This is a genomic window from Pseudomonas sp. EL_65y_Pfl2_R96 (assembly GCF_963970905.1).
Classification (GTDB): Bacteria; Pseudomonadota; Gammaproteobacteria; order Pseudomonadales; family Pseudomonadaceae; genus Aquipseudomonas.
In genome coordinates this window covers 67,507-93,478 of the sequence record NZ_CAXAQH010000020.1, presented here as the reverse complement: position 1 = coordinate 93,478, position 25,972 = coordinate 67,507, and the positions used below count along the sequence as shown (strand labels likewise).

General features: G+C 59.0%; 30 protein-coding genes. 16 read left to right on the top strand and 14 right to left on the bottom strand.

Features of this window, described 5'->3' with window-relative positions:
• Positions 1-25 precede the first annotated feature (25 nt).
• Positions 26-262, bottom strand: a complete 237-nt coding sequence (locus AACY49_RS19865; RefSeq protein WP_026346079.1) for a DUF3820 family protein — start codon at positions 260-262, stop codon at positions 26-28.
• 203 nt (positions 263-465) lie between these two features.
• On the opposite strand from AACY49_RS19865, the gene AACY49_RS19860 reads away from it, so the two are divergent.
• Positions 466-933, top strand: coding sequence for a ferritin-like domain-containing protein (locus tag AACY49_RS19860; protein ID WP_320393555.1), 468 nt, complete (start codon positions 466-468; stop codon positions 931-933).
• A 172-nt stretch (positions 934-1,105) separates the two neighbouring features.
• Here AACY49_RS19860 and AACY49_RS19855 read toward each other — a convergent pair whose 3' ends face one another.
• A complete protein-coding gene (locus tag AACY49_RS19855) occupies positions 1,106-1,576 on the bottom strand; it encodes a MaoC family dehydratase (RefSeq protein WP_071553717.1) in 471 nt (156 codons plus the stop codon).
• Positions 1,577-1,619: 43 nt separating this feature from the next.
• Positions 1,620-2,564, bottom strand: a complete 945-nt coding sequence (locus AACY49_RS19850; RefSeq protein ID WP_258699436.1) for an alpha/beta hydrolase — start codon at positions 2,562-2,564, stop codon at positions 1,620-1,622.
• A gap of 244 nt (positions 2,565-2,808) precedes the next feature.
• On the opposite strand from AACY49_RS19850, the gene fadD2 reads away from it, so the two are divergent.
• Positions 2,809-4,497, top strand: a complete 1,689-nt coding sequence (gene fadD2, locus AACY49_RS19845) for a long-chain-fatty-acid--CoA ligase FadD2 (protein WP_339525890.1) — start codon at positions 2,809-2,811, stop codon at positions 4,495-4,497.
• 356 nt (positions 4,498-4,853) lie between these two features.
• Positions 4,854-6,554 carry a long-chain-fatty-acid--CoA ligase FadD1 gene (fadD1, locus tag AACY49_RS19840; RefSeq protein ID WP_339525888.1) on the top strand — a complete coding sequence of 567 codons (1,701 nt, stop codon included), beginning with the start codon at positions 4,854-4,856 and terminating at the stop codon, positions 6,552-6,554.
• 164 nt (positions 6,555-6,718) lie between these two features.
• On the opposite strand, the gene AACY49_RS19835 is transcribed toward fadD1, so the two are convergent.
• A complete protein-coding gene (locus AACY49_RS19835) occupies positions 6,719-7,096 on the bottom strand; it encodes a hypothetical protein (RefSeq protein ID WP_008069134.1) in 378 nt (125 codons plus the stop codon).
• Positions 7,097-7,297: 201 nt separating this feature from the next.
• Between AACY49_RS19835 and AACY49_RS19830 the strand changes: the two genes are divergently transcribed.
• The 3 genes from AACY49_RS19830 (at position 7,298) to def (ending at position 9,140) form a co-directional block, all read left to right on the top strand.
• The gene (locus AACY49_RS19830) at positions 7,298-7,489 is read left to right on the top strand and encodes a CsbD family protein (RefSeq protein WP_339525884.1); all 192 of its coding nucleotides are present in this window, start codon (positions 7,298-7,300) and stop codon (positions 7,487-7,489) included.
• Between the two features lie 170 nt (positions 7,490-7,659).
• Positions 7,660-8,604: a YihY/virulence factor BrkB family protein gene (locus AACY49_RS19825; protein ID WP_258699439.1), complete on the top strand. Its 945-nt coding sequence runs from the start codon at positions 7,660-7,662 to the stop codon at positions 8,602-8,604.
• Positions 8,601-9,140 carry a peptide deformylase gene (def, locus tag AACY49_RS19820; protein WP_258699440.1) on the top strand — a complete coding sequence of 180 codons (540 nt, stop codon included), beginning with the start codon at positions 8,601-8,603 and terminating at the stop codon, positions 9,138-9,140. Before AACY49_RS19825 ends, def begins: the two co-directional genes overlap by 4 nt.
• 138 nt (positions 9,141-9,278) lie before the next feature.
• On the opposite strand, the gene AACY49_RS19815 is transcribed toward def, so the two are convergent.
• The gene (locus AACY49_RS19815) at positions 9,279-9,695 is read right to left on the bottom strand and encodes a GNAT family N-acetyltransferase (RefSeq protein ID WP_339525881.1); all 417 of its coding nucleotides are present in this window, start codon (positions 9,693-9,695) and stop codon (positions 9,279-9,281) included.
• A 477-nt stretch (positions 9,696-10,172) separates the two neighbouring features.
• The gene (gene gstA / locus AACY49_RS19810; RefSeq protein WP_320393561.1) at positions 10,173-10,775 is read right to left on the bottom strand and encodes a glutathione transferase GstA; all 603 of its coding nucleotides are present in this window, start codon (positions 10,773-10,775) and stop codon (positions 10,173-10,175) included.
• 99 nt (positions 10,776-10,874) lie between these two features.
• Between gstA and AACY49_RS19805 the strand changes: the two genes are divergently transcribed.
• Complete coding sequence (locus AACY49_RS19805) at positions 10,875-11,762, top strand: LysR family transcriptional regulator (protein ID WP_258699443.1); 888 nt, start codon at positions 10,875-10,877, stop codon at positions 11,760-11,762.
• Positions 11,763-11,942: 180 nt separating this feature from the next.
• Here AACY49_RS19805 and AACY49_RS19800 read toward each other — a convergent pair whose 3' ends face one another.
• Both AACY49_RS19800 and AACY49_RS19795 read right to left on the bottom strand, forming a co-directional pair.
• The gene (locus AACY49_RS19800; protein ID WP_339525879.1) at positions 11,943-12,575 is read right to left on the bottom strand and encodes a glutathione S-transferase family protein; all 633 of its coding nucleotides are present in this window, start codon (positions 12,573-12,575) and stop codon (positions 11,943-11,945) included.
• A 63-nt stretch (positions 12,576-12,638) separates the two neighbouring features.
• The gene (locus tag AACY49_RS19795) at positions 12,639-13,670 is read right to left on the bottom strand and encodes a LacI family DNA-binding transcriptional regulator (protein WP_258699445.1); all 1,032 of its coding nucleotides are present in this window, start codon (positions 13,668-13,670) and stop codon (positions 12,639-12,641) included.
• A gap of 215 nt (positions 13,671-13,885) precedes the next feature.
• Here AACY49_RS19795 and AACY49_RS19790 point away from each other — a divergent pair, with 215 nt between their 5' ends.
• Positions 13,886-14,419 carry a gluconokinase gene (locus AACY49_RS19790; RefSeq protein ID WP_339525876.1) on the top strand — a complete coding sequence of 178 codons (534 nt, stop codon included), beginning with the start codon at positions 13,886-13,888 and terminating at the stop codon, positions 14,417-14,419.
• Positions 14,420-14,500: 81 nt separating this feature from the next.
• Complete coding sequence (locus AACY49_RS19785; protein ID WP_258699447.1) at positions 14,501-15,853, top strand: GntP family permease; 1,353 nt, start codon at positions 14,501-14,503, stop codon at positions 15,851-15,853.
• A 167-nt stretch (positions 15,854-16,020) separates the two neighbouring features.
• On the opposite strand, the gene alaC is transcribed toward AACY49_RS19785, so the two are convergent.
• Complete coding sequence (alaC, locus tag AACY49_RS19780; RefSeq protein ID WP_258699448.1) at positions 16,021-17,238, bottom strand: alanine transaminase; 1,218 nt, start codon at positions 17,236-17,238, stop codon at positions 16,021-16,023.
• A gap of 138 nt (positions 17,239-17,376) precedes the next feature.
• Here alaC and AACY49_RS19775 point away from each other — a divergent pair, with 138 nt between their 5' ends.
• The 3 genes from AACY49_RS19775 to AACY49_RS19765 all read left to right on the top strand — a co-directional run bounded on the left by AACY49_RS19775 (position 17,377) and on the right by AACY49_RS19765 (position 19,187).
• Positions 17,377-18,039 (top strand): LysE family translocator, encoded by a 663-nt coding sequence (locus tag AACY49_RS19775; protein WP_339525874.1) that lies wholly within the window; start codon positions 17,377-17,379, stop codon positions 18,037-18,039.
• 69 nt (positions 18,040-18,108) lie between these two features.
• A complete protein-coding gene (locus AACY49_RS19770; protein ID WP_258699450.1) occupies positions 18,109-18,597 on the top strand; it encodes a GyrI-like domain-containing protein in 489 nt (162 codons plus the stop codon).
• A 101-nt stretch (positions 18,598-18,698) separates the two neighbouring features.
• Positions 18,699-19,187 (top strand): GNAT family N-acetyltransferase, encoded by a 489-nt coding sequence (locus AACY49_RS19765; protein WP_320393568.1) that lies wholly within the window; start codon positions 18,699-18,701, stop codon positions 19,185-19,187.
• Between the two features lie 24 nt (positions 19,188-19,211).
• Here AACY49_RS19765 and AACY49_RS19760 read toward each other — a convergent pair whose 3' ends face one another.
• On the bottom strand, positions 19,212-19,817 hold the full coding sequence (locus tag AACY49_RS19760) for a pyridoxamine 5'-phosphate oxidase family protein (RefSeq protein ID WP_339525871.1): 606 nt from the start codon (positions 19,815-19,817) through the stop codon (positions 19,212-19,214).
• An 18-nt stretch (positions 19,818-19,835) separates the two neighbouring features.
• Positions 19,836-20,321: a GNAT family N-acetyltransferase gene (locus AACY49_RS19755; protein ID WP_339525869.1), complete on the bottom strand. Its 486-nt coding sequence runs from the start codon at positions 20,319-20,321 to the stop codon at positions 19,836-19,838.
• Positions 20,322-20,461: 140 nt separating this feature from the next.
• On the opposite strand from AACY49_RS19755, the gene AACY49_RS19750 reads away from it, so the two are divergent.
• From AACY49_RS19750 to AACY49_RS19740, 3 genes are all read left to right on the top strand, one after another.
• Entirely contained in the window at positions 20,462-20,887 is a 426-nt protein-coding gene (locus tag AACY49_RS19750) for a YybH family protein (protein ID WP_258699453.1), read from the top strand.
• 98 nt (positions 20,888-20,985) lie between these two features.
• Positions 20,986-21,330: a YciI family protein gene (locus AACY49_RS19745; protein ID WP_258699454.1), complete on the top strand. Its 345-nt coding sequence runs from the start codon at positions 20,986-20,988 to the stop codon at positions 21,328-21,330.
• A 76-nt stretch (positions 21,331-21,406) separates the two neighbouring features.
• Positions 21,407-22,642, top strand: coding sequence for an RNA polymerase sigma factor (locus tag AACY49_RS19740; RefSeq protein WP_339525866.1), 1,236 nt, complete (start codon positions 21,407-21,409; stop codon positions 22,640-22,642).
• A 61-nt stretch (positions 22,643-22,703) separates the two neighbouring features.
• Here the strand turns inward: AACY49_RS19740 and AACY49_RS19735 are convergent, their stop codons facing one another.
• On the bottom strand, positions 22,704-23,558 hold the full coding sequence (locus AACY49_RS19735) for a LysR family transcriptional regulator (RefSeq protein WP_339525864.1): 855 nt from the start codon (positions 23,556-23,558) through the stop codon (positions 22,704-22,706).
• An 89-nt stretch (positions 23,559-23,647) separates the two neighbouring features.
• On the opposite strand from AACY49_RS19735, the gene AACY49_RS19730 reads away from it, so the two are divergent.
• Positions 23,648-24,085 carry a multidrug/biocide efflux PACE transporter gene (locus AACY49_RS19730; RefSeq protein WP_339525862.1) on the top strand — a complete coding sequence of 146 codons (438 nt, stop codon included), beginning with the start codon at positions 23,648-23,650 and terminating at the stop codon, positions 24,083-24,085.
• A 208-nt stretch (positions 24,086-24,293) separates the two neighbouring features.
• Here the strand turns inward: AACY49_RS19730 and AACY49_RS19725 are convergent, their stop codons facing one another.
• A complete protein-coding gene (locus AACY49_RS19725) occupies positions 24,294-25,016 on the bottom strand; it encodes a TylF/MycF family methyltransferase (RefSeq protein WP_258699458.1) in 723 nt (240 codons plus the stop codon).
• Positions 25,013-25,879, bottom strand: coding sequence for a hypothetical protein (locus AACY49_RS19720; protein WP_258699459.1), 867 nt, complete (start codon positions 25,877-25,879; stop codon positions 25,013-25,015). The genes AACY49_RS19725 and AACY49_RS19720 overlap by 4 nt, the downstream gene beginning before the upstream one ends.
• Positions 25,880-25,972: the final 93 nt, after the last annotated feature.

The window sequence follows — 25,972 nt, the reverse complement described above, 5'->3', positions numbered from 1 at the left end:
GGGCTACTTGGTGAGGTAGAACGGGTCAGTGACGAGGGGCGGGTTTGCCGTGTTTGACACGCAGCGGTTCGAGCAGCTCCGACAAGCCGTTGTGGTCGATTTCCTGCATCAAGGCCAGCAAACCGCCCAGTTCACCGTGAGGGAAACCTTCGCGGGCGAACCAGTTCAGGTACTGGCCGGGCAGGTCAGCGATGATGCGGCCCTTGTATTTGCCGAAGGGCATTTCACGGGTAATCAACAGTTCGAGCTTTTCGGGATTCATCATCAGTCGTCTTGATTCAAACAGTCTGGAAAATACAGGCATTCTGCATGCAGGCCAAATGACAGATCATGCAAAAGAAGCGGATACAGATTTCGCCTTGAAAACTAACTTATTGAAATATAAATAAAAAATAATCAATTCAAAGCTGGCATGGCGGGTGCAACACCTTATTGCATCTTTCATCAACCGTAAGGAATTGAAAAATGACCGACATCAACAAAGAAGCGATCTCTGTACTCAACGACCTGATTGAAACCAGCAAAGACGGTCAGGAAGGGTTCAAGACTTGCGCTGAAGACATCAAGCATCCAGAACTCAAAACCCTGTTCGTTCAGCGCTCCAGCGACTGCGCCACTGCCGCTGCCGAGTTACAGGCTATGGTGCGTTCCCTGGGCGGTGATCCGGAAACCTCCACCAGTGTCAGTGGCGATCTGCACCGTCGCTGGGTCGACGTGAAGGCGATGTTCACCGGCAAGGATGAAGAAGCAGTGCTGAACGAAGCCGAACGCGGTGAAGACCATGCGCTGAAGGCTTACAAAAAAGCGCTGGAGAAAATCAACAAGGACAACCTGGTGGGCATTCGTGACATCGTTGAACGCCAGTACCACGGCGTGCAACGCAACCACGATCAGGTGAAAGCCCTGCGCAACCAGGCTCGCGCACGCTCGTAAGTTCGACCTGTGGCGAGGGAGCTTGCTCCCGTTGGGGGGCGCAGCGCCCCCTAAATCAAACACCGCGTTGGATCTGATCAAGCGCGGTGACAGGTTTACGACTGCTGCGCAGCCGAACGGGAGCAAGCTCCCTCGCCACAGGCAAGGCCTCTCATCACAAGGGAGCGATGAATCAGCCGATGCTGATCGCCGGCAACGTCGGCAACGTCACGGTCTGTTGCTTGCGCGGCGCCAGAATCTCCGCCTCGCCATCCACCACCAACTCATCGCGCTGGTTGAACACCCGAGTGGCGATACGCACACGAAACTTCGGCAGTTTCTCGAGGATCTCCAGGCGTACGGTCAGCGTGTCGCCAATCTTTACCGGTTTCTGGAAGCTCATCTGCTGACCGATATAAATAGTCCCTGGCCCAGGCAACTCGCAAGCCACCGCCGCGCTGATCAACGCGCCGCTGAACATGCCGTGGGCGATACGCTCCTTGAACATGGAGGCAGCGGCGAATTCGGCGTCCAGGTGCACCGGGTTATGGTCACCGGACATCGCGGCGAACAACTGAATGTCGCGCTCTTCGACGGTTTTGCTGTAGCTGGCGGTCTGGCCGACTTCGAGGGCTTCGTAAGGGGTGTTGGTAACCTGGGTCATCTGTCTCGATTCCTGTGACGAATTAAATAAATCCACAAAAAAACTATTCGGCTCTGGGGGGCCGGCGGTTGCTCAAGGCTTGGGCGATCCAGTTCAGCACATCGGCAGTCACTTCGTCGCGGTTGCTCTCGTTGAACAGTTCATGCCGGGCCTGCGGGTAAATAGTCAGCTGCAGGCTCTGGCAGCCAGCGTCGCGCAGGGCGTGGGCCAGATCTATCAGACGTTTGCCTTCGCTCACCGGATCACATTCGCCACCGATCACCAGCAGCGGCAGGCCCGGATCGATCTGGGCGAGATTGGACGCTTTGCTGATTTGCTGCAAGCCGCCGAGCAAATCGATCCACAGTTGATTGGTGCAGCGAAAGCCGCAGAGCGGGTCGCTGGCGTACTTGTCGACTTCCGCCGGGTCGCGGCTCAGCCAGTCGAACGAGGTGCGCGCCGGTTTGAACTTCTTGTTGAACGAACCGAACGACAGCCATTCGATCAGCGCACTGCGACCCTTGGGGCCCTGACGCAGGCGTTCGAGGCGAGCAATCTGCCGCGCTGCACGATAGAGCGCCACGGGCTGGAAGTTCGAACCGCTGAGAATGGCCCCGTGCAGGCTGGCGCTGTGGTGCAGCAAGTAAGCCTGGGCGATGTAGCTGCCCATGCTGTGGCCCAACAGTACGATCGGAATGCCGGGATGCTGTTGGCCGATGTGTTGGTTAAGGCTGGCCAGGTCGCCGACCACTTTGCACCAGCCATCGTCGTCGTCGAAATGCCCCAGAGTGCCGTTTTCGGCGGTTTTGCCATGTCCACGCAAGTCCGGTGCGTAAACGCCGTAGTCCTGTTCGCAGAACTTTTCTGCCAGACGAGCGTAGCGACCGCTGTGTTCCGCCATGCCGTGGGCCAGCAGGATCACGGCCTTCAACGGTGCAGCCGGCAGCCACTGGTTGACGAAGAGGCGGCTGTGGTCACTCGCGGTCAGCCAGAAAGTGTCGTGGATCATGGCGATTCCTTTGCATTGGGCTGCATGGGGTTGCAGGGTGGGAAACAGCCTCGTTGCATTGTATAGCGCATCCGTCGCCTACCGTCTGATCAGGCCACGCCGGGGCAGCAAGATTCACGGGATCAATGACGACTGTGCGCATATTTGCCTGATTCACCATAGCTGCTAGTGTCCGGGAAGCTCCGTTTTTCAGCAGTGACGGAAAAGCGGCCCCGGATAGATTCAGGTAAAGAGGACAAGAACAATGCAACCTGATTTCTGGAATGACAAACGCCCGGCCGGCGTGCCCCTGGATATCGACCTTGGGGCCTATAAGTCGGTAATCGAGGTGTTCGAGCGTTCCTGCAAGAAATTTGCTGACCGCCCGGCATTCAGCAACATGGGCGTGACCTTGACCTACGCCGAATTGGAACGCTACAGCGCAGCGTTTGCCGGTTACCTGCAAGCCCACACCGACCTCGCGCCGGGGGATCGCATCGCGGTGCAGATGCCCAACGTGTTGCATTATCCGATTGCCGTGTTCGGCGCCTTGCGCGCCGGGCTGATCGTGGTCAACACCAACCCGCTGTACATCACGCGTGAGATGCGACATCAGTTCAAGGACTCCGGTGCCCGGGCGCTGGTTTACCTGAATGTGTTCGGACAGAAGGTCCAGGAAGTGCTGCCCGACACCGACATCCAGTACCTGATCGAAGCGAAAATGGGCGACCTGATGCCCACCGCCAAGGGCTGGCTGGTCAATACCGTGGTCGCCAAGGTCAAGAAAATGGTCCCGGACTATTCCTTGCCGCAGGCCATCTCCTTCAAGAGCGCGCTACGCCTGGGCCGGGGTCTGGGGATCAAACCGCTGAGCATCGGCCTCGACGACATCGCCGTGCTGCAATACACCGGCGGCACCACCGGGCTGGCCAAAGGCGCGATGCTGACCCACGGCAACCTGGTGGCGAACATGCAGCAGGCGCGGGCATGCCTCAGTCAGCTGGGTGCCGACGGTCAGCCGCTGTTGCGCGAAGGCCAGGAAGTGATGATCGCGCCGCTGCCGCTGTACCACATCTATGCATTCACGGCGAACTGCATGTGCATGATGGTGACTGGCAACCACAACGTGCTGATCACCAATCCACGGGACATCAAGGGCTTTATCAAGGAACTGAAGAACTGGCGGTTCTCGGCGCTGCTGGGGCTCAACACGCTGTTCGTCGCACTGATGGACCATCCCGACTTCAAGACGCTGGATTGCTCCAGTCTCAAAGTCACCAACTCCGGCGGCACGGCATTGGTCAAGGCCACCGCCGAGCGTTGGGAACAGCTAACCGGTTGCCGCATCACTGAAGGTTACGGCCTGACCGAGACCTCGCCAGTGGCCTGCACCAACCCTTACGGCGACAGATCGCGCATCGGCACGGTCGGCCTGCCAGTGCCGGGCACCACGCTCAAGGTCATCAACGATGAAGGCGTCGAGCAGCCGCTGGGCGAGCGCGGCGAACTGTGTATCAAGGGCCCGCAGATCATGAAGGGCTACTGGCAGAAACCCGAAGCCACCGCCGAAGTGCTGGATGCCGACGGCTGGTTCAAGTCGGGCGACATTGGGGTGATCGACCCGGACGGATTCGTGCGCATCGTCGATCGCAAGAAAGACATGATCATCGTCTCGGGCTTCAACGTGTACCCGAACGAGATCGAAGACGTGGTGATGGCCCACCCGAAAGTCGCCAGCTGCGCGGTGATCGGCGTGCCGGACGAGCGGTCGGGGGAGGCGGTGAAGTTGTTTGTGGTGGCCCGTGAAGCCGGGGTGAGCCTTGAGGAGTTGAAGGCGTACTGCAAGGAAAACTTCACGGCGTACAAAGTGCCCAAGCACATCGTGTTGCGTGAGTCGTTGCCGATGACGCCGGTGGGCAAGATTCTGCGGCGGGAGTTGCGGGATATCGCGTAAACGGTCGTAGACCGAGGCGGCGCCAAAAGATCGCAGCCTTCGGCAGCTCCTGCGGGGATCGCATTCCTCTGTAGGCGCTGCCGAAGGTTGCGATCTTTTGCTTTGAAGGCCCGTATTACGAGGCTTTTAAGGCTGTGTAGGGTTTTTGCTCTAAAATGACTGCTTGTTTGTCTTGAGTCATTAAGGTGACTGTGGGGGGCGTTTTAGGCTCTAGTCGGCCCTTGGCAAAGCTGCTACTCTCGGCGCGCTTTGTGACTTCTCGGCCTATGTTAAAAGCCAGACTCACTAAAAACACACACCAATAATAATCGCATCAAATGCGGTGAAGAATTCGCGTTGCTGAGGAGTGGGCTTCCATGATCGAAGACTTTTGGAAGGATAAGTACCCAGCTGGAATTGCTGCCGAGATCAATCCAGACGAGTATCCGAATATTCAGGCAGTGTTGAAGCAATCCTGCCAACGCTTCGCTGACAAACCGGCATTCAGCAACCTGGGCAAGACAATCACCTACGGTGAACTGTACGAATTGTCCGGTGCCTTTGCTGCTTACCTGCAACAGCATACCGATTTGCAACCCGGCGATCGAATCGCCGTGCAACTGCCCAACGTATTGCAATACCCGGTCGCCGTCTTCGGTGCTATCCGCGCCGGGCTGATCGTGGTCAACACCAACCCGCTGTACACCGCGCGGGAAATGGAACACCAATTCAACGACTCCGGTGCCAAAGCCCTGGTCTGTCTGGCCAATATGGCGCACCTGGCACAGTCCGTCGTGCCGAAGACTGGCGTCAAGCATGTGATCGTCACTGAAGTGGCCGACCTCTTGCCGCCGCTCAAGCGTCTGCTGGTCAATAGCGTCATCAAGTATGTGAAGAAGATGGTTCCGGCGTATCACTTGCCCAAGGCCATCAAATTCAACGACGTGCTGCGCAAGGGCCATGGCCAGCCAGTGGCTGAAGCCAACCCGGCCAGCAGCGACGTTGCCGTGCTGCAATACACCGGGGGCACCACCGGCGTGGCCAAGGGCGCGATGCTGACCCACCGCAACCTGGTGGCGAACATGCTGCAGTGCAAGGCGCTGATGGGCTCCAACCTCAATGAAGGTTGCGAGATCCTGATCACGCCGCTGCCGCTGTACCACATCTATGCCTTCACCTTTCATTGCATGTCGATGATGCTGATCGGCAACCACAACATCCTGATCAGCAACCCGCGCGACCTGACGGCGATGGTCAAGGAACTGTCGAAGTGGAAGTTCAGCGGTTTCGTCGGCCTGAACACGCTGTTCGTCGCGTTGTGCAACAACGAAGCGTTCCGCAAGCTGGACTTCTCGAGCCTGAAAATCACCCTGTCCGGCGGCATGGCCTTGCAACTGGCCGCGGCCGAACGCTGGAAAGCGGTCACCGGTTGCCCGATCTGCGAAGGTTACGGCATGACCGAAACCAGCCCGGTGGCCACGGTGAACCCGAGCCAGAACATTCAGATCGGCACCATCGGTATTCCGGTGCCGTCGACTCTGTGCAAAGTCATCGACGATGCAGGCGTTGAACAGCCGTTGGGCGCCATCGGTGAATTGTGTGTGAAAGGTCCGCAAGTGATGAAGGGCTACTGGCAGCGTCAGGAAGCCACCGATGAAATACTCGACAGCGAAGGCTGGTTGAAGACCGGTGACATCGCACTGATCCAGCCGGACGGTTACATGCGCATTGTCGATCGCAAGAAAGACATGATCCTGGTCTCCGGTTTCAACGTGTATCCCAATGAGCTGGAAGACGTGCTGGCGACCCTGCCGGGCGTGTTGCAATGCGCGGCCATCGGCGTGCCGGACGAGAAGTCGGGGGAGGCGATCAAGATCTTCATCGTCGCCAAACCGGGCGTGACCCTGACCAAGGAACAGGTGATGGAGCACATGCGCGCCAATGTCACCGGCTACAAGGTGCCTAAAGCCGTGGAGTTCCGCGACGCACTGCCGACCACCAATGTCGGCAAGATCCTGCGCCGAGAACTGCGCGACGAAGAGCTGAAGAAACTGGGCGTGAAGAAAGTAGGCGCCTAGTCAAACAAAAGCCCCGCAGATGCGGGGCTTCTTGTTTCTGGCCAGGGCATTTTCAGCGCCTGTCAGGCCGCCTTCGCGAGCAGGCTCGCTCCCACATGTGATCGCATTCTTTCTGAAGGAACTCGGTTAAATGTGGGAGCGAGCCTGCTCGCGATGCTTTTGGGTTACTGACGGAACTGCGCGAAATTGACGTTGGTGCCCGCCGGGCGCATGTCTTGCAGGTACGAGTCCTTGTCGGCACTCAGTTCCAGGCTCAGGGCCGCTTTGCGTTTGCCCTGGTTGCGCACCACCAGGCCTTCGAGCTTCTCGCGCAGGAACACCGTCGGCACTTTCAGGTGCAGCAGTTCGTCGGTATCCGGGGTGTGCATCAGCAAGTGAATCCATTCGTACTGACCAACGGCCAGCCGCGCGACCGGGATATCAAACCAGAAAATGTTGCGGTTACGGTTCAATTCGGTGAAATGGCAGTTGTTGACGCCAAGCACAGCACCGCCAAGTTCCTGGTTTCTGCGGGCAATGGCCTGCTTTTTATCGAGTTTCATAACGTTCCTACGGGATTGGATCTTCAGCGCCATGGCCTGAATACGTTGCGCATTCTCGGGGCAAAGCCTGCAAACATAAAGCCTAACCTGCCTGGAGCGATGAAATGTTCTGTTGGGAAATAAATGAAACTCCGCGCAAAGGCTTTCGGTCCACCCTTATGTAACGACTTTCCCCGTTGAAATGTTCACAGGAGAAATACCATGAGCAGCACTGGCGATAAAGTTAAAGGCATGGCAAACGAAGCGGCCGGCAACGTCAAGCAAGGCGTTGGCAAGGCCACCGGTAACGACAGGCTGCGCGCCGAAGGCGTCGTGCAGGAAAAGAAAGGCGAAGCCCAGCAAGCGATCGGCAAAGCCAAGGATACTCTCAAAAAAGGCATCGACAAGGCATAATCCGACCTTTGACGAGTAACAGAAACGGCCATCCGCGGATGGCCGTTTTTGTGTCAGCTTGAACTTGAGCAATGAAATTGTTTCAAAGTCGCCAAGTAGGCTACTTTGTTGTAGAAAACGGCCCCTGAGTCGCCATGACTTCAACCTTTTTGCGGCGAAAGGAGACGCTAATGTTTTTTCCGACCATGAAAGGTTTGCCCTTGCATCGCGTGATGATGCGCACGGTCACCGAGTTCGTCGCCGACGAGATGTCGACCTATGCCTCGGCGCTGGCCTATCAAATGCTGTTCTCGCTGTTCCCTTTCATCCTGTTCCTGATCGCCCTGATCGGTTTTCTGCATTTGCCGGACTTCTTCTCCTGGCTGCGCCTGCAATCGGAACTGGTCCTGCCGCCCCAGGCGCTGGAGCAGGTGAACCCGGTGATCGACCAGCTCCAGCAATCCAAGGGCGGTTTGCTCTCGGTGGGTATCGTGATCGCCCTGTGGACTGCGTCCGCCGGTGTGCGGCTGATGATGAGCGCGATGAACGCCGCGTACGACGTGGTCGAAGGTCGCCCGGTCTGGAAGCGTTTTCCACTGTCGATTTTCTACACCATCGGCATCGCCGGCATGCTGCTGGCCGCCGCTGCGCTGATGGTGCTCGGGCCGCAGGTGATGGCCTGGATCGCTTCGCAAGTGGGCCTCGAAGATTTCATCGTGACCGTCTGGACCATTGTGCGCTGGCCGGTGATCGTGATTCTGTTGATGATGGCCGTGGCACTGATTTACTACGTCATGCCCGACGTCAAACAAGAGTTTCGCTTCATCACCCCGGGTTCGGTGCTGGCCGTGGTGGTGTGGATCGTCGCCTCGCTGGGCTTCGGTCTTTACGTCAAAACCTTTGCCAACTACAACGCCATGTATGGCAGTATCGGCGCGATCATCGTGTTGCTGCTGTACTTCTATATTTCCGCCGCGGTGCTGTTGCTCGGCGCGGAAATGAACGCGGTGATCGAGCACATGTCGTCCGAAGGCAAGAAGCCTGGCGAAATAGTGCCCGAAGAACCCAAACACCACGTTTCGGGACTGGGACGGGATCACTCGCTCAAGCCGACCACCGACGAAGTCATCAAATGATCCGTGAAATTCTGAAAATGGGTGATGAACGCCTGCTGCGCATTGCCCCGCCGGTGCCGGCGCAAATGTTCGACAGCCCCGAGTTGTGGCACCTGATCGACGACATGTTCCAGACCATGGAAAGTGTCGGCGGAGTCGGCCTGGCCGCGCCGCAGATCGGTGTCGACCTGCAACTGGTGATCTTCGGTTTCGAGCACAGCGAGCGCTATCCGGACGCCGAAGCGGTACCGCAGACGATTCTGATCAATCCACTGATCACGCCCTTGAGCCCGACCCTCGAAGAGGGATTCGAAGGGTGCCTGTCGGTGCCGGGCCTGCGCGGCGCGGTGGATCGTTATCAGCAGATTCGTTATGAAGGCTTCGATCCCAAGGGCGAGCCAATCGTGCGCATTGCCTCGGGGTTCCATGCGCGGGTGGTGCAGCATGAATGCGATCACCTGATCGGCCGGTTATACCCGTCGCGCATCAGTGATTTCAGCAAGTTCGGGTTTACCGAGGTGATGTTTCCGGACCTGGACCCAGCGGCGGACGACTGACCCCGTCCTTCGAATCCACCGCAAAACCAATGTGGGAGCGAGCCTGCTCGCGATGAGGCCCTGACAGTCAATATTGATGGTGACTGTCACACCGCTATCGCGAGCAGGCTCGCTCCCACATTTAATCTTCACAGGTCTCTAGTGCTTCGGTTCCAAACCCATCGCAATCATCGGTTTGCTGCGCGCATAACGGCTCAACCGTTCAGCCATGGCGTAGGGCAGGGGCGGGTCGAAAGTAAAACCTCGACGCTCATAAAAATCACGCAAATCCGGATGGCAGAACAACCACACTGGCTCTTCGAGGTGCTTGACGGCGTGTGCGATCAACGCCGCGGCGATCCCTTGCTCGCGACAGCCCGGATCGACGAACAACCCGGTCAGCCAATGCCCACCGGCCACCGGCCGCAAACATAACGCGGCAATGATCTCTTCGCGTTTTGCGACCCATAGCCGTGCGTCGCGGACCGCTTTCATCGACGATTGGTGGGCGCGGTAAAACTTGTTCATCAACGGCCATAACGGCTCGTCGAGCAAGGTGTACTGGGTGTTGGGCATGGGCTCGGACTGTCGGTACGCAAAGCGGGCTATTATAAAAGAACGCCAGCGCGGGGATAGGTGTATACCTGATCTCACATCCCGTATGAGTGGAGTACGTATCATGGCCAAAGGCATGGATTCAAAGAAAGCGGCGAAAAAGAAACCGGCGAAAACCGCCATTGAGAAACGTGCGGACAAGAAGGCCAAGAAGGTGGGTGTGTTCGGCCACTGATCCCGCGTCAACGGAGCCCGAGTTCTCGGGCTCCTGTTTTTTACGTCTATCGAAATAACCAAACAATCTGCAAGAAATCCCTGCGCCATTGCACAGAGGGGGACTGGTTCCTGTTCTGAGCAAAGCCATGCCCCATTACTTCGATGCTGCCCACCGTGAAGAAATCGCAACTTTGCGCCAACGCCTGACAGCCCGCGGCATCCGTTTCATTGATTGCCAATGAATCCTGTGGGAGCGGGCTTGCTCGCGAATGATCTCAAGCCTTACACCAATTCCGCAGCCAACGCCGCTTTCACGCTTGGCCGCGAATCAACCCTGGCCTGAAACCGCGCCAACGCCGGCCACTGATTCAAGTCGATGCCAAACAGCTGCGTCCAGCGCAACACCGTAAACAGATACACATCGACAATGCTGAATCCGTTGGCCATCAAATAATCCTGCCCCTCCAGCGTCTGGCACAGCACGGCAAAACGCTTGAACAGCTTCTCTTTGATGAGCACTTTTACCTCATCCGGAAACTGTGAATTGAACAGCCAACCCAGCCCGCCATGAATCTCGGTCGAAACGAAATTCAGCCATTCCTGCAAACGCACCCGCTCGAACGTTCCATTCGCCGGTGCCAAGTTCGCCTCGGGCCGCAGATCCGCCAGGTATTGCAAGATCGCCGGGCCTTCGGTCAGCACATCACCGTTATCCAGTTGCAACGCCGCGACGTAGCCTTTGGGGTTAATGGCGAGGAAGTCATCACCGGTGACGGTTTTCTTGGTGCTGTTGTCGACGCGGACCAACTCGAACGGCAGCTCCAGTTCGCGCAGCACAATGTGCGGCGCCAATGAACAGGCTTGTGGGGCGTAATACAACTTCATGGGCAGGGCTCTGGTTGCGGATTTGCGCCAGTGTCATAGTGCGCGGCACACTCGGTAAAATTAATCTTTCAGAAAACTGCCATTAGGAAAGCTACTGCCATGATGAACCTGATGCACTGGCGAATGGTGGTGGCGGTGGCCGATACCGGCAACATTACCCGGGCCGCCGAGCGGGTTGGCATGACCCAGTCCGGTGCCAGTCAGGCGCTGGCACTGATCGAAGAAAACCTGGGTGTTCAGCTGTTCAGCCGGGAAAACCGCCAGACCTTGCCGACCGCCATCGGCTTGCCTGTGATCGAACAGGCGCGAACCATGCTTGGCGCCCTGGAAAACATTCGCAGCACCGTCGAGGCCGCTAAAGGCATCCAGCGCGGGACGATTCGTCTGGCCAGTTTCCCTATGGTGCTGGCGACCTTCCTGCCGCCGCTGTTGCGCCAGTTCAATCGGCTTTACCCCGGTATACATGTGGTGGCGCTGGAGGTCAGCGACGATGAAGTGGAAACGTTGCTCGGTGCCGGGCTGGTGGATGTCGGCGTAGTGTTGAACCCGGCGCCAGCGCGCAATGCCGGTCGCTTGGGGCGTGATGCCTGGATGGCGGTTCTGCCCGGTGGCCATCCCTTGGCGCGCCGCTCGAATGAAGAGGGCCTCTCGCTGGCGGAGCTGGCGGAGCAACCGTTCGTGCTGGCCACGGGCGGGTGTTCGACCAATGCCCGCAGCCTGGCTGCCGATGCCGGGTTGCATCTGCTGGATGTGCGGGCCGAGGTGCGTGAGTGGAGCAGTGCGTTCACCCTGGTGCGGGAAAACATCGGCGTGACCCTGGTACCGGAAATGACCCTGCCGGCTAATCGCCAAGGCCTGCGGATAGTGCCGGTGACACCGCGCATCGATCGCGAGTTTGCCTTGGTGGTCGCGCCCGACAAAGCACCTTCGGCAGCGGTGCTGGCGCTGTTGGGGATGCTTGCGGAACATCCGCTATCACCTGACTAGTCATGGGGGAGTACCGGTCAGTCAAGTGCGATCTATGTGGGAGCGGGCTTGCTCGCGAAGGGGCCACGTCAATCAACATTGATGTCGCCTGATACACCGCCTCCGCGAGCAAGCCCGCTCCCACAGGTTCTGTGCCTCACTTAATTGATTGGCATTACCGGGTAAATCGTTCAGGTGCAATCAAGGCACGCCATTACAGCCGTGTGCCATGAACCCCGGCCGCAGCGCCAGTCGTTGGCAATAGGCGTCGACGGCGGGATAGTCCGGGCGCTCCATCGGGGTCATCCGCCAGCGGTTGATCGACAAGCCGATAAGGATATCGGCCAGGGTGAAGCGTGGGCCGGCGACATACGCGCCGGTCGCCGCGAGTTGCTGTTCGAGGATGCCCATTTTCGCGTTCCAGCCGCGAACGCCATCCGCGATCCGCTGTGCGTCCTGAAAGTCCGGCAATTGCCGGACCAGCGCAAAAAAGGCGTAGCCCCAGGACGGATTGAGTTCGGTGGCTTGCCAGTCCATCCACTGCTCCACGCGAGCGCGCGCCGCCGGCTCGATGGGCAACAGGTCGGTGTTTTGGTATTTGCCGGCCAGATAGCGACAGATGGTATTGGATTCCCACAGCACGCCGGCTTCGTCGATGAGTACCGGCACCTGTGCGTTGGGGTTGAGCTGGAGAAATTCCGGACTCCGGGTCGATGCAAAACCGCTGCCCCAGTCCTCCCGTTCGTAGGAAACACCCAGCTCGTCGCACGCCCACAGGACTTTTCTGACGTTGATTGACGAGGCCTTACCCAAAATCTTCAGCGTATGTCCCATTGAGCTTCTCCGTTTGCTGTTCCAGGTGCCGGGAATCTAGCACGAGCAACGGACAATCGTGTATCAGGTGCTCTCGCGCACCTTCAACTCAAACCCCATGTCCTGCACCGGTTTGGCCACCGAATTGCCCGCTAATAAGGTCAGCATCAACTCCGCCGAGCGACGGCCAATGGCTTCTCTCGGAGTGCTGATGCTGCTCAGGCGCGGGACCATGTGGGCCGAGGCTGGCAGATCGTTGAAGCCGAGGATAGCCACTTGTTCGGGGATCTTGATGCCGCAGCGCAGGGCTTCGAGCAGTGCGCCGTGGGCCAGGTCGTCGTTGCCGAAGAAGATCGCGTCGACCTGCGGATGACTGGCCATCAATTGCAAAAACAGCTCGCCCCCCAAGCCGACGGAGGAGGGGCGTGGCGTCAGCACTTCCAGGGCCGGATCATACAAACCGGCCTTTTGCAGCGCGTGGCGGAAACCTTCACCCCGCAGCAGCGTGCGCTGGTCCAGCTGCGCACCGATGTAGGCCAGGCGTTTGCGACCGCGGGAAAGCAAATGTTCGGCCGCCGTTTCGCCGGCGGCGACTTGCGAAAAGCCGACGCAATTGAGCCCGGCCGCGCTGTCCAGTTCCATCATGTAGACGCAGGGAATGTTGCTGGCCTCGATCATCCGCCGCGAACTTTCGGTGCGATCGAAACCGGTCAGCAGCAAGCCGCGAGGCTGATAAGCCATGTAATTGCGCAGCAGGTTTTCTTCTTCGTCACGGGAGTAGTGGAAGTTACCGATCAGCACTTCGAAGCCCTTCGGTCGCAAAACCTGATGAATGGCTTCCAGCGTGTCGATGAACAGCAGGTTGGACAGCGATGGCACCAGAACCACCACGGAATGGCTCTGGGCCGAGGCTAACGCGCGTGCGGCGGGGTTGACCACGTAGTTCAGGTCGAGGGCGGCCTTCTGGACTTTTTCCACCAGTTCGGTGGCCACCGTACTGACGCCGCGCAGGGCGCGGGACGCGGTAATCGGGCTGACACCGGCCAGGCGCGCGACTTCGTTGAGGGTAGGGCGGCCAGTGGTGCGAGTATTTTTATCGTTTTTAGGGGTCATCATCGGACGGCTTGCCAAACAAAATTCAAGGCACTAAGGTAGCGCTGTCTCGACGCAGCTGCAAATGCGTGAGCGGGGTTTGCCTGATCCTCGCTTTTCGGCATCGAGAACGAACATGCTGCAACCCATAAAAATGACAAGAAGGCGTCGGCAACTTCTGCTTTTGCACTAGCGTTTTACGTAGCAAAGGTAGCGCTGTCTGCGCGCTGAGGTGTTACATGAATCATCCCATCACCGCCCTGATCATCATGGGCGTTGCCGGTTGCGGCAAGACGTGCGTCAGCCAGGCCCTGTGCCAGCTCAGCGGCGCGACCGCCATTGAAGGCGACACTTTCCACCCTGCCGCCAATATCGAAAAGATGAGCGCGGGTATCCCCCTGAACGATGAAGACCGTGCCGGCTGGCTCGACAGCCTGTGCGATGAACTGCGCCGCGTCGACACCCAAGGCGAGCGCCCGGTGCTGACGTGCTCGGCCCTCAAACACAGTTACCGCGAACGCTTGCGCGGTGCCTTGCCGGGCCTGGGCTTCGTTTTCCTTGAGCTGACCCCCGAAGTCGCCACTGATCGTGTGTCTCATCGGCCGGGCCACTTTATGCCGTCGACCTTGATCGACAGCCAGTTCGCCACACTTGAATCGCCCGTTGGTGAGCCCCTGACCCTGGCTCTGGATGCTTCGAGCCACAGCGTCGATGAGTTGGCGAAGCAGGCGCATGCCTGGTGGCTCGATCATGGCTTGAAACTCGCCAGTTGAGTTTTGCTCCAAGAGATAGCGCTGTCCTGACGGCTTCTGAATAACCGCTTTAATAACAACAACAACCAGGAGACACCCCTAATGTTTGGCATGTCCCACGAGACGTTTCTGCTGCTAGACGCAGTGGTCACGGTGATCGGACTTATCGTCCTGATCACCAAGTTCAAGTTGCACCCATTCCTCGCACTGATCATCGCCGCCGCCTTCCTCGGGCTGACGTCCGGCATGCCGATCGGCACCATCATCAAGGCGTTCCAGGACGGCTTCGGTGGCGTGCTTGGTTTCGTAGGCATCATCCTGGCGCTGGGCACCATGCTCGGCAAAATGATGGCCGAATCAGGCGGTGCGGATCAGATTGCGCAGACGCTGATTCGCGCCTTCGGCAAGGACAAGGTGCAGTGGGCGATGATGTTCGCCGCGTTCCTGGTCGGCATTCCGCTGTTCTTCGAAATCGGCTTCGTACTGCTGATTCCACTGGTGTTCATCGTGGCCCGTCGCACTGGCGTGTCGATCATCAAGATCGGTATCCCGCTGCTGGCTGGTTTGTCCGCGGTACACGGCCTGGTGCCGCCGCACCCGGGTCCGCTGCTGGCCATCGGTGTGTTCGGTGCCGACATCGGTAAAACCATTCTGTACGGCCTGATCGTTGCGTTGCCGACCGCTATTATCGCCGGTCCGATCTACGGCACGTTCATTGCCAAGCACATTCCGGGTCATCCGAATCAGGAACTGGTGGATCAACTGGTGCGCGATGAGGATGCAGGCGATCTGCCTAGCTTCGGCATCACCCTGATCACTGTGCTGTCGCCCGTGTTCCTGATGCTGCTCAAGACCTTTGCCGATGTGGCGCTGCCGGACGGCAACTTCTTCCGCACCTTCATGGACCTGATCGGTCACCCGATCTCGGCTCTCCTGCTGGCATTGCTGCTGTCGCTGTACACCTTCGGCTACAAGCAGGGCATCGGTTCGCAACAGATGCTTAAATGGCTGGACGCGAGCCTTGCGCCGACCGCTGCGATCATCCTGATCATCGGTGCCGGTGGTGGCTTCAAGCAGATGCTGGTGACCAGCGGTGTGGGTAACGTGATCGGCAACATGGCGGTGGCTGCACAGATCTCGCCGATCCTGCTGGCCTGGCTGGTGGCGGCGGTGATTCGTATCGCGACGGGTTCAGCGACCGTGGCGACCATTACTGGCGCGGGCATTGTGGTGCCGGTAGTGGGGATGATCCCGGGTGTGAACCGTGAGCTGCTGGTGCTGGCGACCGGTGCCGGTTCGTTGATCCTGTCCCACGTCAACGACGCAGGTTTCTGGCTGGTGAAGCAGTACTTCAACATGACCGTGGCGGAAACCTTCAAGACCTGGACCGCGATGGAAACCATCCTGTCCGTGGTGGGCCTGGGCTTCATCCTGCTGTTGTCGTTGTTCGTTTAAGCCGATCGGCAGACACAAAAAAACCGCAGCGATGCGGTTTTTTTGTGGGTGATGATCGTTCCCACGCTCTGCGTGGGAATGCCTCAACGGACGCTTCGCGTTCGGCTCTGGAAGGGACGCGGAGCGTCCCGGGCTGCATTCCCACACAGAGCGTGGGAACGATCGTGTCAGGCGTTGGTTTTGGTCACTAGCCCATCCGCCCGGAACATCCCGCGAATCCCGCGCACGGCCTGACGAATCCGATCCTGGTTTTCGATCAGCGCGAAGCGCACATGATCATCCCCATATTCGCCAAATCCCACACCCGGTGAGACACAGACCTTGGCCTCGGCCAGCAGCTTCTTGGCGAATTCCAGCGAGCCCATGTGTGCATAAGCCTCGGGAATCTTGGCCCAGACGTACATCGACGCTTTCGGGTTTTCGACCATCCAGCCCAGTTCATGCAGGCCTTTGACCAGCACGTTGCGACGCTGCCGATACTGCTCGGCGATGTCTTTGACGCACTGCTGATCGCCTTCCAGCGCCGCGATGGCCGCGACCTGCAGCGGGGTGAAGGTGCCATAGTCGTGGTAGCTCTTGATCCGCGCCAGGGCGCTGACCAGTTCCGGGTTGCCGACCATGAAACCGATGCGCCAGCCCGCCATGTTGTAGCTCTTGGACAGGGTGAAAAACTCCACCGCGATGTCCTTGGCGCCGGGCACCTGCATGATCGACGGGGCTTTCCAGCCGTCGTAGACGATGTCGGCGTAGGCCAGGTCGTGCACCACCAAAACGTCGTACTGTTTGGCGAGGGCGATCACCCGCTCGAAGAAGTCCAGCTCCACGCACTGGGCGGTGGGGTTGGACGGGAAGCCGAGGATCATCATTTTCGGTTTCGGGATCGAGCCGCGAATCGCCCGTTCCAGCTCGGCGAAAAAGTCCACGCCAGGGATCAGCGGCACCGACCGCACCTGGGCACCGGCAATCACCGCACCGTAGATGTGAATCGGGTAGCTCGGGTTTGGCACCAGCACGGTGTCGCCCTGATCGAGGGTGGCCAGCATCAAATGCGCCAGGCCTTCCTTGGAACCGATGGTGACGATGGCTTCGCTTTCCGGGTCGATGTCGACCTCGTAGCGATCCTTATACCAGTTGGAAATCGCGCGGCGCAGGCGCGGAATCCCTTTGGACGTGGAGTAGCCGTGGGTGTCTTCGCGCTGGGCGACGGTGACCAGTTTTTCGACAATGTGCGGCGGCGTGGCGCCGTCGGGGTTGCCCATGCTCAAGTCGATGATGTCTTCGCCACGACGACGGGCGGCCATCTTCAGCTCGGCAGTGATGTTGAAAACGTAAGGGGGGAGTCGATCGATGCGCGCAAAGCGGCGCGGGGAACCTTGTTCGGCCATTGTTGCCTCGGATAACGTAAGCGCCCGGAACCGTCCGAGCGACGCTGGCCACTGCGGTGGCCTGTGGCGGAATGTAAGGGCAGTCGTGGCAAACTGTCTAGCCTGCGCATCAATAAATTTTTCCCAAGGAAATGGTCGATGGAATTTACCAGTGGCTTCCTGCTAAGCCTTTCGCTGTGCCTGGACATTGGTGTGGCCAATATCGCGATGATCACGCTGGCGATGCAGCGCGGCTATTTTCAAGGCTTTGCCCTGGGGCTGGGGACTTGTGTCGGCGACCTTATTTACGCGGTGCTGGCACTGGCCGGCATGACCGTATTGCTGCAGTACGAAACCGTGCGTTGGGTGTTGTGGATCGGTGGGGCGGCGTTGCTGCTGTACTTCGCGGCGAAAATGATTCATTCGGCGATTTATCACAACGCTGTGTTGGCCGAGACCGCCGAAGTTGGCCACAACTCCCATCGCAAGGAGTTCTTGCGGGGGATTTTCCTCGCCATGTCGTCGCCCAGTGCGATTCTCTGGTTCGCGGCGGTGGGTGGCACCCTGATTGCCCGTTCCGGTGGTGGGGGCACTCTCAGCTCGGTGTTGTTTCTAGGTGGATTTCTCTGTGCGGGGATTCTCTGGTGCGTCACGCTGTGCTTCGCGGCGAGCCATGGCGGCAAGTTGCTCGGTGACAAACTGTTGCGTTATTCCTACATGGCATCGGCCGCGATCTTCTGCTATTTCGCGGTCTATGTGATTCTATCGGGCTACAACGAGTTTATCGGTGCGCCCGCCGCCGGGCAGCTTCCGGGGCTCTGACTGGGCGAATCGGGTTTGGCCTCTATACTCCCAGCCGAACCCACCTTTTTCGTTCCCAGGAGTCGAGTCATGGATGAGCAAACACGCGATGATCAGGCTGAGCCACGCTTCGAACACGGGCACTTCATGCTCATAGCGGGGCTTGGCGGGCGACTTACCCAAGCGACGGCCAAAAAACAGATTCCCAAGCTGTGGGATCAATTCGTCCCCCACATCGGCAATGTACCCGGGCAAATTGACGAAGTGACCTACGGCGTTTGCTGCAACTCAGACGACAAGGGCGGTTTCGAATACATCGCCGGCGTCGAGATCAGCAAGCTCGACGACCTGCCCGAGAAATACCGTTGGGTCGAGATTCAGCCCCAGTATTACGCGGTGTTCAAGCACAAGGGCTCGCTGGATACGCTGCCGCAAACCTTTCAGTACATCCGGGAAACCTGGTTGCCGAAGTCCGGTCGCGAGGCGGCGGATGCCCCGGAGTTCGAACGTTACAGCGACGATTTCAACCCCAAGCTCAATACCGGCGTGCTGGAAATCTGGCTGCCGATCAAAGCGTAACGAAGGGGGCGAGGGGCGGATCGGCGGTCCGCCTTTCTGATCGATATGAACACCTTATTAAATTATGATCCCAGCCTTTCTCCCGCCGATTCCGAGTTGCCATGAACACCGTCATCCGCCACGTCACCGCCGCTGACCTGGACCGCTGCTACGCCATCGAAACCGTTGCCTACGAAGGCGACGAAGCCGCCACCCGCGAGAAAATCGCCACCCGCATCGCCACCTGGCCCGAGGGCTTCATCGTGACTGAAGTGGATGGGGTGGTAGCCGGCTTCATCAATTCCGGTGCGGCGTTTGAGGTGGAGATGTCGGACGAGGCGTTCAAGGAACTGATCGGCCACGACCCGGCCGGCCCGCACGTGGTGATCATGTCGGTGGTGGTGCATCCGGACTACCAAGGGCAGGGCCTGGCGAAACGCTTGATGAGTGAGTTCATCCAGCACATGCGCGCACTGAACAAGGCCAGCATCCACCTGATGTGCAAAGAGCGGCACATTGCGCTGTATGCCGGGTTTGGGTTTGCCTACATCAAGCCTTCGGCGTCTGACCATGGCGGGATGGCGTGGCATGAGATGGTGTTGACGCTGTAGTTCCAGTGTGGGAGCGGCGTTGTGTCAGTAGAGGCTATCGCGCACTCTGGTCGGCGCTTCCCGGTCATAGGTTTCGGCATCGAACTGTCCGTCGTTCAGCCGTTTGTGAAATGCGCCCGCCGTCGGCAGGGCAGAGCGGTCAAGGTAGCGCTCGGGGTTCCACAGATCCGAACGCATGATCGCTTTCGAGCAATGGAAGTACGCCGCTTCCACCGTCACCAGCATTGCCGTGCGCGCCGGTTTGCCGTTGACTGCAAAACTCTCCAGCAACGCGGGTTCGGCGCTGATCTGCGCCGTGCCATTGACCCGCAATGTCTCGCCTATCCCCGGAATGATGAACAGCAGCGATACTCGCGAATCGAGCACGACATTGCGCAGGGTGTCGATGCGGTTGTTGCCCGGGCGATCCGGGATGGCCAGCGTGCGTTCATCGACGATCCGCACAAAACCCGGCGTATCGCCGCGCGGCGAGCCGTCCATGCCATCGGGGCCGACCGAGCTGATAATCACCAGCGGCGAGGCGCGGACCATCGCCTGATAGTCCTCGTTCAGAAAGGGGATCTGCTTACGCACCGCACGCTCATGGGGCAGGCCGTAGATCGCTTCCAGCGCTTCGATTGAATTCAACATCGTTCATCCCTCTACGAATCAGAAAACCAGCCCCATCCGCCGTTCGTAACCGATCCGGCCCTTGTACGCTTCGCCGCTGTCGACAAAGCCATATTTGGCATACAGCGCGATGGCCGACTCATTGTCCGCATCCACCGACAACTCCAGCCCTTTGATTTCCGGCCAAGCCTGGCGCGCAACCTCGGGCAGGGCTTGCAGGCAGGCTTTGCCATAGCCTTTGCCCTGGGCGCGGCGATCGACTTGCAGGGCGTGCAGGGTGGCGCTGTGTTCATCGGCCCAGGCCGGCAGCACCGGCGGGCGCTTGAGCAGCAGGAAGGCCACCGGTGCATCCTCCACCAGCAGCGCAAAGCCTTTGACGCCAGGGCCCGGTTTGGACAGCAAGGTGTGCAACGCACCATGAATGTCGCCGGAGAATCTGATTTGTTCAGCGTGGATTTCGATGGCCTCGACCTGTTGGCGCTGCAAGGCGTTCAGGCTTTCGTAAGGCACGAGTCGGGCTGTCACTGGAGTGTCCTTTTTCCAACGGAAATGAGCCTCGGATTCTAGCGAGTTTGCCCTCATGGATTATTTTTATTTCGGCTGTCGATCTGGCTTTTCGCCAGTCGACTAAAGGTGTCTTCAACAAAAAAACACGGAGAACCCTCATGAATGCTCAGACACAAATCCATAACTTGATCGAGAACTATCGCCAGGCGGTCATCGCCAAGGACGTGGAAAAGGTCATGGCCCTGTACGCCGACGACATCGTCTCCTTCGATGCCGTCAAAGCCCTGCAATTCAAGGGCAAGGCGGCCTACCGTGCGCATTGGCAGGAATGCATGGAGATGTGCCCCGGCCCGCACATTTTCGAGTTCCACGAGATCGACATCGTGCCGTCGCAGGAGATCGCTTTCGCTCACTGGCTGGCGCATTGCGGCGGCACCAATGAAAAGGGTGAAACCCAAGCCTGCTGGATGCGCGTCACCGCGTGCTACCGGCAGGAAGCGGGGCTTTGGCAGATCGTCCACGAACACTGGTCGGCACCGTTCGACATGACGAATGGCGCGGCGCTGTTCAACCTGCAACCCTGATGGCCGGGCTGTTTATCGGAAAGCAGCGCCAAGGCGCCAATCGACAGCCATAGTTGATCAGTTCGGTCACGGCAGAGCCGCCTGAAATGGAGAGCCCCATGAAGTATTTATGCCTGGTCTACAGCAACGAGCACGAATTGCACTCACTGCCCGAAAGCCCCAACGACACCGAGTGCATGGCCTACGCCGAATCGATCCAGGGCAGCGGCCGGATGATCGCCGCCGAAGCGCTGGAGTCGGTGCAGACCGCGACCACCGTGCGCATGCGCAACGGCAAAATGTCGATCACCGACGGCCCGTTCGCTGAAACCAAGGAGCAGTTGGCCGGCTTCTACCTGATCGATGCCAAGGACCTCAACGAAGCCCTCCAGATCGCCGGCAACATCCCGGCGGCCCGGGTCGGTTGTGTCGAGGTGCGGCCCGTTCGCCAGTTGAATCCCTGAATAACCCTCACCACGGGAGTTCTTTTATGAGTGTGCAATCCGTCCAGCGAAAAATGGCCCCAGGCATGCCGGACTGATGCCGGGCGAATCGGTACGGGCGCAAGTCGAGCAGGTCTACCGCGACGAGTCGCGGCGGATTCTGGCGACGCTGATCCGTCTGCTCGGCGACTTCGACCTCGCCGAAGAGGCGCTGCACGAGGCGTTCTTCGTTGCGGTCGAACGCTGGCAGCGCGACGGTGTGCCGGACAATCCGCGCACCTGGCTGGTGTCCACCGGGCGCTTCAAGGCCATCGATGTATTGCGCCGGCGCGCGCGTTTTAATGCATCCCGGCCGATGTTGATCGCTCAACTGGAGGCGCTGGAGCAGGCCGACTGGAGTGATGAAGACGTGGAAGACGATCGCCTGCGCCTGATCTTCACCTGTTGTCACCCGGCACTGGCGGCAGACGCTCAAGTGCCGTTGACCTTGCGCGAAGTCTGCGACCTGACCACCGAAGAAATCGCCCGGGCCTTTCTCTCGGCACCGGCCACCATCGCCCAGCGCATCGTGCGGGCCAAGGCCAAGATCCGTGACGCGAAAATTCCTTATCAAGTGCCCACCCTGGCGGAACTGCCCGAGCGTCTCGACAGCGTACTGCGGGTGATTTACCTGGTGTTCAACGAAGGATACTCGGCGTCTATCGGTAGCGAACTGACCCGCGAAGACTTGACGCGTGAAGCGATTCGCCTCGGTCGGTTGTTGATGGACCTGTTGCCCGAACCGGAGGTGATGGGGCTTTTGGCGCTGATGCTGTTGCATGAGTCGCGGCGTTCGGCCAGGACCTCATCGAGCGGTGAACTGATTGTGCTGGATGAACAGGATCGCTCGCTGTGGGACGCCGAGCTGATTGCCGAAGGCTGCGCCCTGATTGAGCGGGCGCTGACGACGCGGCGCTTCGGGCCCTATTGCCTGCAAGCGGCGATTGCGGCGGTGCATGCCGAAGCGCCCACGGCGGCGGAGACGGACTGGCCGCAGATTGTCGGTCTGTATGACGTGCTGCTGCGGGCGGTGCCGTCGCCGGTGATCGAATTGAACCGTGCGGCGGCGCTGGCCAAACGCGATGGACCACTGGCCGGGCTGACGTTGATCGAAGGGATTCTGGATCGTGGTGAGTTGCTGGATTACCACCTGGCGCACTCGGCGCGGGCAGAGTTTTACCGGCAGTTGGGGAGGGTGGAAGAGGCGCGTGCGGCGTATGAGCGGGCGCTGGAATTGACACAGCAGGTGCCGGAGCGGCGGTTTATCGAGGGACGGCTCCGGGCGTTGGGATGATCATGGGTGTGCGGCGTGGCGGCTGGCCTCTTCGCGGGCTTGCTCGCGAATGGCGACACCGCTATTTCAGCATCTTGCTCAATAACCAACTCCCCGCCGGCCCTGGTGGATGCAGTCGCGACCACAGCGCATCGACGTACACCGGTTTCGGCCATCCACGCACCTTCAGCTCTACCAACGAACCGGCCCCGAACCGCCCCACCAGCCACCGTGGCAACGGTGCCCAGCCAAACCCGCCCTGAGCCATTTCCAGCAGCATCAAGTAACTCGGCGCCGACCAGACACGCCCCTTCGCTCGGCTTTCATACGGATTGACGATCGTTGCCAGACGCAGTTCTCGGTGCTGCTGCAGCACGTCCTGATCGACTGCGCTCAGCTTCGCCAACGGGTGCGCAGGTGACACGAACAGGGCGATTTCCGTGCGCTCGTCCACCGTCGAACTGACCAGATCCGGCGGGTAGCTGTCCTGCATCTCGGCGAAGGCGACGTGCGCTCGTCCGCGTTGCACCAGGGCCACCAGGTCATCGCATTCGGCGATCAGGCATTCAAGTTCCAGGTCTGGGTAACGCTGCTCGAAAGCACTGAGCGCCGCTTCGAAACGGTCGGACTGATAGGTGTCGGAAATCGCCACGGTCAGCTTCGGTTCGACCCCTTGGGACAGTTGGCTGGCGGTCATTTCCAGACGGCTGGTGGCGGCCAGAATCTCCTCGGCCCGTTGCAACATGACATGCCCGGCGGGGGTCAGGCTTGGCTTGCGGCTGCTGCGGTCGAAGAGGGCAAGGTTCAGGTCGACTTCAAGGCTCGCCACTGCGGCGCTGATGGTCGACTGACTGCGGCCGAGCTTGCGCGCCGCGGCGGAAAACGAGCCTTGAGTCGCGGCTTGGACAAACGCCAGCAGCACTTCGTGGGAGGCCATGAACTATCGCCTTGATCGATGGTTATTGGTTATGAAGTATCGGTTCGATGGCGGACCATGGCAACCACAGTCACTCAGGGAGTCTGGCCATGAACGCCAAAAAATCCATCACTGAACGCATTTTTCAGGCCATCGGTTTCGAACTGCTGGCTGTTTTGATCTGTACCCCGTTGCTGGCCTGGGTCATGGACAAACCCATGGTGGAAATAGGCGTGGCGACCGTGGCCATCGCAGCGCTTGCCCTGGCCTGGAACGTGGTCTTCAACGGTCTGTTCGACCGCTTGCTCAAGCGCTTTGCCATTGTGCGCAACGCTTGGGTGCGCGTGATGCATGCGCTGTTGTTCGAAGGTGGGCTGGTCGCGTTCGGCGTACCGTTGATTGCCTGGTGGCTGAAGATCAGCCTGTGGCAAGCGTTCCTGCTGGACATCGGCGTACTGTTGTTCTTCTTGCCGTACACCTACGTGTACCACTGGGGCTATGACGTGGTGCGTGAGCGGCTGTTGGTGCGCAGGGCTTGCGAAGGGTAAAAGCAAAGATCGCAGCCTTCGGCAGTTCCAGGATCGGATACAACCATTATTTTGGATGTGCCCGATCCTGCAGGAGCTGCCGAAGGCTGCGATCTTTTTATCTTTGTTTACTACCGCAGGTGATCCGATCAACGATCTGAACATGTAGGAGCGGGCTAGTTTTCAGCTTCTAAACCTGCTCCAGCCATAGGAAGGAGCAGGTTTTTCATTAGACGTGGAAGTAGCCCACGCACGAATCGAACGGCAGGCGCTTGAGTTCGATCTTGTTCAGGTCGAGCACTTCGCGCAAGGCTTTGGTTTCGCCCGGGAAGTTGCGGTAAGCGACTTCGTCGAGCACCACGATCGCGCCTTTTGGCATGTACGGCAGGAAGGTTTCCAGAGCGACTTTGGTCGATTCATACAGGTCGGTGTCGAGGATCAGCATCGCCACCACCAGGTCCGGACGGGTCTGGACCCACTCCGGTACAGTCTTGACGATGTCGCCTTTGACCAGCTCGCAGCGCGGGATACGGTTGACCGGGCGCAGCAGGTCGTTGGCGTCGATCATGTCCTGGATCAGCGACTGGTCGGTGTCGGAGAACATGGTTTCGTTGACGTCCGACGGGTCTTCTTTCTTGTCGATACTCTGGAAGCCTTCGAAGGTGTCGAAGCCGATGATCGAACGGTTGATCGCGTAGGGCTCCAGAATCATCGACAGGTGCATGTAGAGCATCAGCGAATTGCCCTTGTATACGCCGCACTCAATGATCGCGCCCGGGATTTCGGCGACTTTCTTGAACAGCTCCATGCGCGACAGGGCAGCGGTCACGCCGATGCGGTTGGCGAAGACAAATGGCGCGTCGGCCACATACTCGGCGTCAACCCGTTTCAAGACATTGGCACGGGTTTCGTTGTACTGGGCCTCGGCGGGCGTGATGCGGCGCTTGGTCATTGCTGGATTCCTTGGAAGTTCGAAAAGTCGTGAGCGTGGAAATAATCTTTGAACCCTGCACCGACGTCCGGGCAGGCGCTGTCGACGTTGATCGCGCCGCGCTTGTGCTTGAGGTCGTCAAGGTGCATCAGGCGAAAGTCCACGCTGAAGCGGGTCTGTTGCGTGTAGTTGGGAACGGTACCGTGCAGGTGCGAACCGGAAAAAATCAGCATGTCGCCTGTGTTGCCGGCCACGCGGATTTCCGATGAAGTATTGATCTCCTCCAGTGGAACCGGGTGTACCCGTACTTCTTCCTTGAGGTTTTCCTTGGCCCGATGACGCTGGTTGCTGATCCAGTCGGACAGGCTCCAGTCCTTTGAAGTGTTCTTCACCGGCACATCGAAATAACCGCCATTGATCATCATGGTCTGGTCAGGGCTGATGGTATGCACCGGCATCCAGGTGTTGATCTGACAGTCGACGCTGCCGTACCAAGTGTCGCGATGGGGTTTGTAGGCATAGCTGACACCGGCGTGCAGGTAGTCGTAGTTGGGCACTACGCGGATCCGTGGCACGTCGAAAATATACTCGCGAGGGTCGACACCGATTTCATCGATGAAGCCCAGGATCAAGTCCTTGGCTCGCTGGCTGTTGGTGAACTGGCCCTTGAGGCGAGTCACCAGAACCACGAATTCTTCCACCGGCATCAACGTGTGCAGTGCCTGGTGGTTGGTCTCGCCGTCGAAGGCGGCGGTGATGCTTTCCTGGGCGAACGCACACAATTCTTTGGCAGTGCGCAGCTGAGTGTTCAGGAAGATGTCGCCTGCGTAGATGGCTTCTTTGAAGTCAGCTTTCTTCTGAAGCTGATTGATATACAGATTCACGGTTCCCCTCCTGAATACATCGAGTCTCTTAAGAGTCGGCAACACGGTAGCAAACTGAAGTGCTATTCGGCGGGAGGTGAATCAATAAACGAT